Below are 11925 nucleotides of genomic sequence, written 5' to 3'. Positions count from 1 at the left end.
CCGGCCTCGGCCGCGACGTCGATCAGCTGCTTGGCAATCTCGATGTCGCCGTTGTGGTTGATCCCGATCTCGCCGATCACGTAGACCGGCTGCCCGGCACCGACCTGCACGTCACCGATAGCGACGGGAGCCGGCGCACCGGCGGGAACAGTATTGGAAGGCAATGCGTGGGTGGTCAATGTAGCTCTTTCTGTACCGCTGACTCGATGACCAGACCACGCTATGGTCAAACGGTAAAGCAACAGGGCCGGCCGGGTTGCCGCCCGGTGTACGGCAGGCGACGATCGGACAAAGCGGCTTTCGGCACCGGCGCCGAGATGCTAAAGGCCCGGTACGGGAACGATGTCCCCGTACCGGGCCTCAAATGGAGCGGGCGGCCCCGGAACTGGAGCCGCCCACACGCAGTCCGGAAAGACCGCGGACCTACGTATCAGTCGCGGGTCAGGCGTCGGTGCGTCACGCGGTGCGGCTTGGCCGCATCCGGTCCCAGCCGTTCCACCTTGTTCTGCTCGTAGGAATCGAAGTTGCCTTCGAACCAGTACCAGTTCGCCGGTTCTTCCTCGGTGCCCTCGTACGCGAGGATGTGGGTGGCCACCCGGTCCAGGAACCAGCGGTCGTGCGAGACCACCACGGCGCAGCCGGGGAATTCCAGCAGCGCGTTTTCCAGGCTGGACAGGGTTTCGACGTCCAGGTCGTTGGTCGGTTCGTCAAGCAGCAGCAGATTGCCGCCCTGCTTCAGGGTCATGGCCAGGTTCAGCCGGTTGCGTTCACCGCCGGAGAGCACACCGGCCTTCTTCTGCTGGTCCGGGCCCTTGAAGCCGAAGGCGGAGACATAGGCGCGGGACGGCATTTCGACCTGGCCCACCTGGATGTGGTCCAGCCCGTCGGAAACGACCTCCCACAGGGTCTTGTTCGGGTCGATGCCGCCGCGGGACTGGTCCACGTAGGAAATCTTCACCGAATCGCCGATCTTCAGCTCGCCGCCGTCGAGCGGTTCGAGGCCGACGATGGTCTTGAACAGCGTGGTCTTGCCGACGCCGTTGGGGCCGATCACGCCGACAATGCCGTTGCGCGGCAGCGAGAAGGACAGCCCGTTGATCAGCTCGCGGTCGCCGTACCCCTTGCGCAGGTCGCTCGCCTCGATGACCAGCTGGCCCAGCCGCGGTCCCGGCGGAATCTGGATTTCTTCGAAGTCAAGCTTCCGGGTGCGCTCGGCCTCGGCGGCCATTTCCTCGTAGCGCGCCAGACGGGCCTTGGACTTGGTCTGCCGGCCCTTGGCGTTGGAACGGACCCAGTCCAGTTCCTCGGACAGGCGCTTGGCCAGCTTTTGGTCTTTCTTGCCCTGGACTTCCAGCCGAGCCCGCTTCTTCTCCAGGTAGGTGGAGTAATTGCCCTCGTACGGGTACAGGTGGCCGCGGTCCACTTCGGCGATCCATTCGGCCACGTGGTCCAGGAAGTACCGGTCGTGGGTCACGGCCAGGACTGCTCCGGCGTACGACTTCAGGTGCTGTTCCAGCCACAGCACGCTTTCGGCGTCCAGGTGGTTGGTGGGCTCGTCGAGCAGCAGCAGGTCCGGCTTCTGCAGCAGCAGCTTGCACAGCGCCACCCGGCGCCGCTCGCCGCCGGAGAGCACGGTCACATCGGCGTCGCCCGGCGGGCAGCGCAGCGCATCCATGGCCTGCTCCAGCTGCGAGTCGATGTCCCAGGCATCGGCGGCGTCGATGGCCTCCTGCAGCTTGCCCATCTCCTCCAGCAGCGCATCGTAGTCGGCGTCCGGGCTGGCCATCTCTTCGGAGATCTCGTTGAAGCGCTGGATCTTCCCGTAAATCTCGCCGACGCCCTCCTGGACGTTACCCAGGACCGTCTTTTCCTCGTTCAGAGGCGGCTCCTGCAGCAGGATGCCCACGGTGTAGCCGGGGCTGAGCCTGGCCTCGCCGTTGGACGGGGTGTCCAGGCCGGCCATGATCTTCAGGATCGTGGACTTGCCCGCACCGTTGGGGCCGACGACGCCGATCTTGGCGCCGGGGAAGAACGACATGCTCACGTCGTCCAGAATGACTTTGTCGCCAACGGCCTTGCGAGCCTTGGTCATCGTGTAAATGAATTCCGCCATGCCCCCAAGGCTAGTCGCTGCACCCCGCGATCACACATTCAGCACAACTGCCATCCGGTGGCGGCCGGGCGCCGCCGCCCGCCACCGGAGGCTCAGCTGGCCAGCGGCAAGTCCGCCCCGCTTTCCCTGGCCTCGCCGGCGGGCTCGCCATCCGGCGGGACCATGGCCGGTTGGCCCGTTGCAAACGTGTCGCCGCCCGTCTCAGGATGAGCGTCCGCCGGCTGCGGATCCGCCAAGGCCATCGAGCGGTAGTCCGCACCCGAGCGCTGCCCGTCCTGGCCGTCCGGCAGGGCGGCGCTCACCGGCGCCGCGGTCCAGTTCTTGATGAACTCCGCGGTGCCCCGGCGCAGGTCGTGCCCGATCGAATCGGCGTCGATCTCCGGAGACGTGCCGCGGCGGCCGTCCTGCAGTTCCCACTGGCGCAGTTTCAGCTTGCCTGTCACCACCACCGGGTCGCCCTTGGACAAGCTCCGCCACAGGTTTTCGGCCAAGCCGCGGAAGGCCTGGACCGTGTACCAGTTGGTCATGCCCTTGACCCACTCGCCGGTGTCCCGGTTCAGCCAGTCCCCCGACGACGCCAGCCTGAACTCGGCCACCGCGTCGCCCTTCTTGGTCCGCTTCCGCTGCACCTCCGTGCCGAGCACGCCGCGGACCGTGATGTAGTCGCTCATCTCCTGCCTCCGATCTTCTCGAAGCCGGCGGTCCCGCCGGCAGCTGCCACTCTTCCGGCACCGGCCGCCCGGCGACAGCGCCGGCCGGCCGCCTGTGGACAGGATTCCGCTGCCGGGGGCGTGTGTAGGAAGGAACCCGCGCGCGCATCCAGGTGCCGGGTTGTCCACAGGAGGGCCGCCTCCGGCTCCGCCGCGCCGGCGGGCTCCTAGCCTTGGAGGCATGGACGCAGTCGAAGCGCGCGGGCACCGGCGGCGGGTGTACCGCGTGCCCGCCCGTGGCGGCGCCGCGGGGCGCGGGGCGACCAAGCGGGCAGGGACCGTGACCGTCGGCGAACTCTACGCCGACTGGATGCGCCTGCTGACCAGCCAGGGCCTCCGCGGCGGGCCGATCGCGGCAAGCACCGAGGCCAACTACCGGAAGAACTGGCATCGGCACATCGAGCCGCGCTGGGCGTCGACTCCTGTGGACTGTGTGCACTGGCGCGACGTCGGAGAGTGGATCGCAGGCCTTCGGGCCGGCAGCCGCGGCCAGTCCGGCAGCAACACCCGGCGGCGGGTGGCGCTGATGTTCATCCGGCTGATGCGCCACACCGTCTACCTGGAACTGCTGCCGGCCAACCCCGCCACCGATGCCACCGGCCGGGCCGGCTATGTGCCGAGGGCACCCGTGCAGAAGCACCGCGTGTACCTGTCCATGCCGCAGCTTCAAGCCCTGGCCGACCAATGCGCGCCCTGGACGGACCTGGTCATGCTGGCCGGCACCACCGGCCTGCGCTGGGGCGAGATCACGGCGCTCAGTGCCGCGGACTTCCGCCGCGCACCGGAAGGCTGGCTGCTGGCGGTGCGGCGCTCCTGGAAGGAGGGGGACGCCGGCACGCCGTCGCCGAACACCAAAAACGGCGGCACGCGCACCGTCCCGGTGCCGGACAAGGTCGCCGCCATGGTGCTCGCCGCCCGGCCCTCCGACGGGCTGCTGTTCCGCTCCCGCAGCCGCGGCGGCGGTCCCCCGGCCCGGCTGCACCACTCCAACTTCGCCTCCCGGGTGCTGCGTCCGGCCGCCGCCCGGGCCGGGCTCCGTCCGGCCCCCACCTTCCACGATCTGCGCCACACGGCGGTGAGCCTGATTCTGCATGTCACCAAGGACGTCAAGCTGGCGCAGCGGATCGCCGGCCACTCCTCTGCGCAGCTGACGCTGGACACCTACGCCGAGCTGTTCGAACAGACCCTTTTCACCGCCTCGCGGGCGCTCGACGGCTTGATAGAGTAAATGGTGGATTTGCCCCGAACCGCGCGCCGGCGCTGGCGGCTCGGGCCGAAGCCGCCAGCCTCGGTAGCTCAGCGGATAGAGCAGGAGCCTTCTAATCTCTTGGTCGCAGGTTCGATTCCTGTCCGGGGCACAACAAGAACCGGCCGTCCTCGCGCGGTGTCTGCCGGAATTCCGGCGCCAACAATCCCTGCGGTCTTCCGCGGCGTCATCGCTACCCGCTAGATCCGGAGACTCCACGCGTTACGGTCTCCACTTCTGAGGCGAAGTGCGCTGCCCGCTTGAGCGGCGCCGGGCGCCGAAATCAGCTGCCGAGCCGCCGGGTGAGCATCGTCTCAATTATTCATTGGCCGTACCGGGAACCGCCCGCGCGCAGGTATCGTTACCTATCCGTAATATTCTCTGATCGAATTAGGTATGACATATGGCTGACGACTCCGCTGCCAACGACAAGCCCAAGCCGTTTCTCGGACTCAGTGGCACCCAGACTATCGGCTCGGCGATGGCCGCGGTGACCTCCGCAGTAGTGGGGTCCTTTCTCGGCGTCGCCGGAACGCTGATCGGCGCGGCGCTTGGTTCCGTCATCGCCACCGTGGGCGCCGCGCTCTATACCCGGACGTTGAGCTCGGCCGCCACTGTGGCCCTGAAGAAAATCCCCAAGGCCCGGGTGGGAGCCCTCCGGGAGGTCGAAGAGGTGGCGGCCAGCGCCCCGTCAGAGGCGATCGAACAGCCGTCTAAACCTGCCAAAAAGCCCATCGCCCCGATGACGTGGGTCAAGGTCGGACTGGCCAGCGCCGCGGCCTTCGCCATCGCGATGGTCGGCATCACCGCTGTCGAATTCGGCACCAGCCAGCCGATCTCCAGCCTGGTCTCGTCGACTGCAGGCATCGACCGGGCCTCGAGCGCCCACAAGACCACCCTTGGCTTCTTGGGCGGCAGCCAGGAAGCCGCGGATCAGACGGACAAGCCGGCCAAGCAGGACGAGGACCCTGCGAAGACCGGAGATGGCGCGGCCGACGACGCGGCGACCAGCGAAGACCCCGCGGTCGGCGGGACAGGCCCAACCGAAGTAGAAGAGCCGGGAACTGGCGGATCGAACGGCACCGAACAAGGCCCTGCCCCCGCACCGGAAACGGGCCAGACCGTTGAGCCTGCTCCGGAAACGACCCAGGCCCCGGCACCGGACGAGAACCCGGAACCCGGTACATCCGGGCAGGGCGGCACGACTGATGGTGGCGGCGACGCCGAAACCGGCCAGTAGCACATCCCTTCCCGCGGCTGGGCGCCGGTCGCCCGCCGCGGGAGCTCCGCTGGCCCGGACGACGATGAAAAGCGCTGCCGCGGCCGCCATTGCACCATCGTTTCGTCGAGGGTGGAGTCCGGCGGGGCGGCTAATGCTAAGGGCGGGCTGCCGGGCAGCCCGCCCTTAGCCAAAGGAGGGTTCGACCACAGCCACGTCGCCATAGACGGTGATTCCATACAGGAATTTAGGAGGCAACTGCCGACTACCTGTATTGGCCGTTCATCCAGCTGATCCGGCTCTTCGTCCAACTGCGCAGGTAGCTGACTTCCTTTGACCAACTGCCCTTGACGATGTGGTAATTGCGCAGCTTCTCCTTGACGTTCCACTTCTTGAAGTTTGCCGCAGCGGATTTCGAGATCAGCTTGCTTTGCTTGGCCAGGTAAGAGTCGCTCTTCTTCAGCGCTGCGTGAACCTGTGTCCAGCGCTTGCTGACAGCCTTTTGGAAACCGGGATCGTCATTCAGCCTGTTGAACCAGGTGTCCGCTGACTGCCGTGTGGAGATCTTTAGCGGATCACGGAGGTACCAGGTGTTGGTGTTGTCCAGCCTTCCGGCTTTATTTGCGTTCCCGGCTGCGATATCAAAGTCCCATAGCGGTCCGAAATACAGCTTCCCGTTGGCCTTCTTGTACATGTAGACGCTTGCAAACATGTTGCCGTCGAGGGGCTTCATGAGTTCCATGGCGATGTAATAGTCGACGGCGGAGCGCTGGTCGATGTACTTTCGCCAGCCTTTCGTGGAGGACTTGAAATTCTTGCCGAACAGCGCCTTGTCCGCGGCATCAAGATACCCGTCGATGTACTTGATCTGTGCGGCTGTGATGCCCTTTCCGGTATCCTTGCCGGCTTCGTCATAGTCGTTTTCGGGTTCCTTGATCCCCACGTAGCCGTGTTTGCCAACTGTCACGTTGTGATCGGCCCCCTTGCGGAAATCCCACTCGAGCACATAGCCGCCGGTCTTGTTGGCGGAGCCCGAATCCAACTCCGGCACGCTGACCCGGACCGCTTCCCCCGGCTTCTTCTTGGCCGGATCTGTGACTGCAATCCGCTCGATCAGCAGGTACGAACCGCGGTATGAACCGTTGACATAGAGGTCCACCGGCTTGGATTTGGGGGTCCAGGCCAGCTTCGTCATCTTGGAGCCGATGAAGCCGGCGAGCGAGTTGCGCAGCAGCGACTTGTCATAGTGGTTCGCCACCAGAGCCCATTTCTTGCTGGCGCCCATCCCGCACAGGTCGACCTTCTTGTCGAGCTTGACCGTGTACGACTTTTTGGCGAACGTCCAGGATGAGTTGCCCCGCCCCTTGGCCGCCGCCAACTGTGATGAGACGGCCGAACAGCCAGTCCCGGCTTTGATGGCAAACCGGCCTTCGAAGTAGCGGCTGCGGGTGTTGATCGATTTGCCCTCGTTGGTGTTTAGGGACACCGCGGGAATCCCGGCCTTCTTGAACGGGGTCTTGGCCACGTATTTGACAGTACTGGAGACAACCTCGGTACTACCAGCGCCGGTCACCGCACGGTACTGGTGCTTGACCTCGAGCGGATTGGAGATGCTGAAGCTCGCCTTGCCACGGGCATCCTGCGTCCCAGTGGCAACAGTCCTCCACGTTGAAGAGGTCACTTCAGCGGTCATGGAGGTGACGATCGTTTTTGCCTGCAGTTTGACGGCCTGGCCCGAGACCGCCGGGCTGAACTGAGCGGTCGCCGTTGCGGCGGTCCCGGGTCCGCCGTCGGTAATCGCCATCGTTGCGGTAGCCGCGCTGGCCTGCGGCAGGGAGGGTGGTAACACCACCAAACCGAGCGACAGAGACAATATTGCGGCAGCAGAAAATAGGCTTTTCATGATTCCCCCGAATCAGCGCGCAACCCCAAGATGCGGTAGTGCCCGTACCCTACTCTTCCGCCCCCTATCGGACAACACCGCTCCCTAAATCAAGGGAGAATCTCCGCATACGCCGTGGGCTGGCTCTGGCCCCAGCTGCGGCAGGGCCGTTTTCGCGGAGGTGCTCATGGCGCGAAGGCAGGTCGTGCCATCGAAGAAGGCCCGGCCTGCCCGGAGCGCGGCGCCTCAATTCGGCTGCTTCGTATCGTCTACCTCTTGACCGACAGGATGCGGCGCTTGACCCGGCCGAGATCGCGACGGATCCGGCGCGCCAGACGCGGGCTTTTGCCGGCCACCCACGCTGCAGCGACGCTACCCGCGGGAACCGGGCTGCTGGACCGAAGACGGCATTCGACATCGTCCTTCGTGCCCGTGATGGTCAAGCGAAGACCGGCGGGATGCGAGGAGGCAATGGTGCCCGCCAACGCCGTGACATATACGTCGTATTCGCCGGGCATGGTGCGGTCCAGCACGAGGCCTTCGCCGGACCTTGTTCCGAAATTGGTGAATCGGTAGTCACCGAGCGGATCGCCCACCTTGTCGCCTGGGAAGGCCCTCCGGTTGGTCGCGAGAAGATGCGTGCCCACGACGGTGCGGGTGCCTGCTTCCGTCAAAACCAGATAGTAGCGGACGTCGTTGCGGCGTAGTGTCCGCACCGAGGGCAGGACATAGCGGCCACCTATGTGTACCTTGTTGCCGCGGGCCCAGGTCTTGCTAAGCCTAAAGTGGCTGCCCGGCATCTGATTAGTCAGCACCGGCCCCTTGAGGAGTTCCACGGCTGTTCCCGTCGATCGCAGGCGCACCAGATGCTGGCCCGTCACCAGGGCAGAATCACGTGGTTCGGCGGGAACCGCGTCCACCGTGGCTGACACGCCACCGTGTTCAAGCTCGAGGTTGAGGGAATACCGCCCTTCGGGGAGTTCCGAGAGGTCGATTCCGCCGCGCTGCTCAGTCGCGAATCTGCCGTAGGAATAGTCGCAGAATTCGTTTTCAAAATAGGAGCGGTTAAGGCGGTCGTCAAGCACGCTTTCCAAGGTGTAGCTCGTTCTGGCCGCGTCGGAGGCGAGGACTAATTTCCGGGACGGCTGGCCCGATCCTCTGGTGCCCACGCCCTTAATGAACAGGATCCCTTCCGGATAAAAGCGGTCTTCCTTAAGCGCCAGCGACGTCAGCCGGCAAACGGTTTCCTGGCGTTCGCGAACGGTTTCAATGGAAGGCGTTCCTACCGACGACTTAAAGGCATTCGTGCCGTTCCGCACCTGACCGAACCGCGGCACAGCGCCCTCACCGAGCGCAGCGATAGTGGCCAGCAGCAGGGGCACGTTATAGGAGCCGACGTCGCGGTGCCGCACGACAAGCGGGGAGTCAGTAACGATGAAGTTGAAATTATCGTACCGCTCATAGTCAGGGAGGAATGGGGCGATGTCGGTCTTATATTGAGGGTCTGCCTCCGACGAAAACAGATAGAGGTTGCGGTCCAGATTCTGGTCATTGGCCAGAAGCGAGGGCAGCAGGCTGTCCAACTCCGCTATCCCTTCGTCTGTCTCCGTTCCGATGAGTTGCTTGATGACGTGCGGCCTGAGCCGCCGGTTCGCGCTGCCGATTCGCATGCGCGGTACTACGGCTATGACATTCGGGTAGTCATTGACCAGAGCGTGATACAGGGCCCCGCTGGCGCCCTTAGAGAATCCGAGGAAAGTGCAGTGATGCTTCTCCAGGCCGCGATCGAGCCGGACCTTCTCAATCAGCGCGGCAACAGCATCGGCGACGACGGTCCCCCGTCGGTGCGTGCGGATGTAGTAGGAGAAATCACCGTCAAAGCGGTCTCGGATCCACAGAATGTCGGTGCGGATACCGTCCACGACCGATCCGTCGAGGTCGTAGCGTTTGTTTTCGCCGAAGCCCCCGGAGAAAACCACCAGCAGGTGCCGCCGGTCCTGCAGCGACCGCCGGAACTTATAGGTGACTGAGAGCCCTTGGAAGACGAATTCTTGGTCATCAGCGTGCATTGTCATCCTCGGGAATTGCGGAGTGGGGGCCTTCAACATCTTAGCCGTGCGCCCGCACGAACCTCGGAAGAGGCGCGCACGCTACAGAACTTGGCCTTGAGGAGATCCTGGAACCGCAGGGCCGTCGGCCTGAGCAGAAGTGCATCAGGCGAGCTGCGCGGAGAGACGTTAGACAAGCCTTCACGGGGCCGCCATGACCTTACGGGAGTTTGACCCTAGCGAGGACCATATTGTGGTCAGAGCCAGGGACCGAGCGGAGCCTCCCCTTCTTGTCGACGTCGACGACGTTTTCATAGGAAAGAGTGCCGTGGACGTTCTTGGTGAAGATGTAGTCGATTCGCGACCATGAGGTTTCCTGCTTCTTGTGATAGCCGTTGAAGGTCGAGTATCGATAGTTTTTCTTGGAGGCGCTTGAGGCAGCGTCCGTCCAGCCCAGATCCATCATTGTCTCGTGGGGTGTGTTGGAGGGCAGTTGGTAGTAGTCACTGTTCATGTCCCCCGCTATCAGCACGGGCAGGTGTTTCTTATTCCGGGCGCCGAGCTTCCGGTCAATCGTTTGCATTGTCTCGGCCTTGGAGCCCTTGCCGGACAGCGGGATCTTTGGGTCGACGTGGAAGGACAGGGCATAAAACTGCTTGCCGGTCTTCCTGGACTTCAGCAGCGCCCAGGCGGCCCCGCGCTTGTTCGCGCCCTTGGCCGTTGGCAGCGCAAACGTTCCCTTCTTGACCAGCTTGTATTTCTTGCTGTTATAGCCGATCCGGTTTGAATAGTGGGAACTGCCCAGCTTCTCCGGGGACCGGTCCATTGCGTAGCCGGCCTTCTTCAGCCTCTTCCGGAAATCGACCATCGACTGCGTCCTCTTAGTACCGGGGACCTTGTAGTTTGACGCTTCCTGAAGAAGGAGTATGTCCGGCTTCTTCGCCGAAATGGTCTTCATGATCGTATTAACCCGAGTAGTCCAGGCCGGCGGATTAACGCCCGGGTCTCCCTTGCAGAGTGCACACAAGAGGTTATAACTCGCCACCGACAGCTTCTCGGTGCCCGCTACCTTTGGCGCCGCGGCGTAAACGGTGTACCGCTTGGACTTCCGAGTCTTCGCTTCCTTGTTGTGCGCATAAAAGCGAATGAAATTCGGCATCGCCGATCGGGAGCCGTTGCTGAGATTGTCCACGGTATAGCTGGTGCCCTTGATGTTTCGGAAGGTGCGAACATTCCGCGTCATGGCCAGGTTGTCGGCGACCTTGACGCTGTAGTGCGTCGTGTGCGTGGTCTTGTTCCAGGACACCGTGATTTTGTCCTGACCCCGCTTGACCTTGATGGAGGTGAACTCTCCCGGGAAGAACGCCAGGGTGCGTGCCTTCAATGTTCCAGACCAGCCGCTGATCGATGCCCCCTCGCGGTTCAGGGCCCGGAACCTGATGTAATACGTGGTGGCGTCCTCGAGCCCCCGTAGATTCCATGTCTTGTACTTAGTCGCCTTTTTGGTGCCGTGGAAGTCGGCGCGGAGACTGTACTGGACCTCGTACCGATGGGCTTTTGCGACGGCAACGTACTTCAACCCAATGGAGCCCCGCGTAACGTTCACCGCTTTCGGGGCCAGCGGGGACGCGGAAATCTGCATTGCAGGCTGGAGTGCCGGGGCAGCCACCGCCAATCCCGGCACTGCGAGCGTGAAAGCGAGGACAGCGGCTAGACAGACGGCTGCCACTCTGGCGTAGAGCGATTTCTTCAAGTTTTCCCCCGGTGGAACCTTTAATCAGGCACGGTTTCGTCGGCGAGCCTAACACAGCGTGGGCCTGCCCCTTCAGCGGCCGGCGTCTCCGTTGTCCGTGGCAGGCAAAATTGGGCCGTACGGGGCCGCGGTGAACGCTAGAACCAGACCGGCGGCGGCCCAACAAGTGGAGTGCTGGTTGCAAAATGTGGCACCAGCAAGGTCAAGTCAGCAACGACCGGCCGATGGTCGGAAGAGTCAGTATCGATGACGCTGGCCCCATGTACCTGAAATCGGCCGCTGGCCAAGATGTAATCGATACGGCGGGACGGGTGCTCGGATGGGAAGCTATAGGCCGCATCTTGGCCACGCTCGGCGAAGGCGTCCAAGAACCTTGTCGTGACTTGATGCATTTCGGGCGTTCCGGGGATGGTATTGAAGTCCCCGGCCAGCACGGCGGGCAGGTCCGAAGCACCGGCAATTGCGACAACTTGCTTGATCTGCTGCCGACGTTGCTCCGCGCGCCGGTGGTCCAAGTGTGTGTTGTAGAAACGCAGTTGGACCCCTCCCAGGTCGATGACGGTTTCTAGCAGTCCACGTTGTTGCGAGGGGTCTTTGTCGTACCGAACGTTTCGTAGCAGGTAATTGCGCGAGCTGACGATCTTGTACTTACTGAGAACGGCCGTACCGTACTGACGGCGCTTTGTCTGACCCTTTTTCGGTGGTCGGTCCACGTTCGCGCCGTACGCAAAGTACATGCCGAGGTGACGGGCCAGCCACGCCGACTGGTCAACAAAATCGCTGCGCGGCTTATGTCTGTCGACCTCCTGGAGTCCGATGATGTCGGCCCCGCTGGCTCGGATGTCGCGGGCTATGGCCGCCAGGTCCAAATCGTCGTCGTCGTCAGCCCCGTGGTGGATGTTGAACGACATGACGCGGAGGTCAGCCCGGATGCCTGTCGCACCCACGGCAGGC

8 protein-coding genes, 1 tRNA gene and 1 pseudogene are annotated in these 11925 nt (G+C 63.6%); 3 read left to right on the top strand and 7 right to left on the bottom strand.

What is annotated here, in order from left to right:
* The 3 genes and pseudogenes from AB0N75_RS13745 to AB0N75_RS13735 form a co-directional block, all read right to left on the bottom strand.
* Positions 1–164: pseudogene (locus AB0N75_RS13745) on the bottom strand (N-acetylneuraminate synthase); the annotation flags it as partial.
* A gap of 266 nt (positions 165–430) precedes the next feature.
* The gene (ettA, locus tag AB0N75_RS13740; RefSeq protein ID WP_364650739.1) at positions 431–2113 is read right to left on the bottom strand and encodes an energy-dependent translational throttle protein EttA; all 1683 of its coding nucleotides are present in this window, start codon (positions 2111–2113) and stop codon (positions 431–433) included.
* A 92-nt stretch (positions 2114–2205) separates the two neighbouring features.
* Positions 2206–2784 (bottom strand): single-stranded DNA-binding protein, encoded by a 579-nt coding sequence (locus AB0N75_RS13735; protein ID WP_364650735.1) that lies wholly within the window; start codon positions 2782–2784, stop codon positions 2206–2208.
* Positions 2785–3004: 220 nt separating this feature from the next.
* Here AB0N75_RS13735 and AB0N75_RS13730 point away from each other — a divergent pair, with 220 nt between their 5' ends.
* The 3 genes from AB0N75_RS13730 (at position 3005) to AB0N75_RS13720 (ending at position 5309) form a co-directional block, all read left to right on the top strand.
* Positions 3005–4051: a tyrosine-type recombinase/integrase gene (locus tag AB0N75_RS13730; RefSeq protein ID WP_364650732.1), complete on the top strand. Its 1047-nt coding sequence runs from the start codon at positions 3005–3007 to the stop codon at positions 4049–4051.
* Positions 4052–4108: 57 nt separating this feature from the next.
* Positions 4109–4181 (top strand) — tRNA-Arg (locus AB0N75_RS13725).
* A 291-nt stretch (positions 4182–4472) separates the two neighbouring features.
* A complete protein-coding gene (locus AB0N75_RS13720) occupies positions 4473–5309 on the top strand; it encodes a hypothetical protein (protein WP_364650729.1) in 837 nt (278 codons plus the stop codon).
* A 244-nt stretch (positions 5310–5553) separates the two neighbouring features.
* Here AB0N75_RS13720 and AB0N75_RS13715 read toward each other — a convergent pair whose 3' ends face one another.
* The 4 genes from AB0N75_RS13715 to AB0N75_RS13700 form a co-directional block, all read right to left on the bottom strand.
* Positions 5554–7140, bottom strand: a complete 1587-nt coding sequence (locus tag AB0N75_RS13715; protein WP_364650726.1) for a CotH kinase family protein — start codon at positions 7138–7140, stop codon at positions 5554–5556.
* A 299-nt stretch (positions 7141–7439) separates the two neighbouring features.
* Entirely contained in the window at positions 7440–9239 is a 1800-nt protein-coding gene (locus tag AB0N75_RS13710; protein ID WP_364650723.1) for a hypothetical protein, read from the bottom strand.
* A 199-nt stretch (positions 9240–9438) separates the two neighbouring features.
* Positions 9439–10971 (bottom strand): endonuclease/exonuclease/phosphatase family protein, encoded by a 1533-nt coding sequence (locus AB0N75_RS13705; RefSeq protein ID WP_364650720.1) that lies wholly within the window; start codon positions 10969–10971, stop codon positions 9439–9441.
* 137 nt (positions 10972–11108) lie between these two features.
* Positions 11109–11882 carry an endonuclease/exonuclease/phosphatase family protein gene (locus AB0N75_RS13700; RefSeq protein ID WP_364650717.1) on the bottom strand — a complete coding sequence of 258 codons (774 nt, stop codon included), beginning with the start codon at positions 11880–11882 and terminating at the stop codon, positions 11109–11111.
* Between the last annotated feature and the right edge of the window lie 43 nt (positions 11883–11925).

Source organism: Arthrobacter sp. NPDC089319, from assembly GCF_040684925.1.
In the GTDB taxonomy this organism is placed as follows: domain Bacteria; phylum Actinomycetota; class Actinomycetes; order Actinomycetales; family Micrococcaceae; genus Crystallibacter.
Note: the sequence above shows the minus strand (reverse complement) of the source record. Positions and strands in the feature narration are given on the sequence as shown.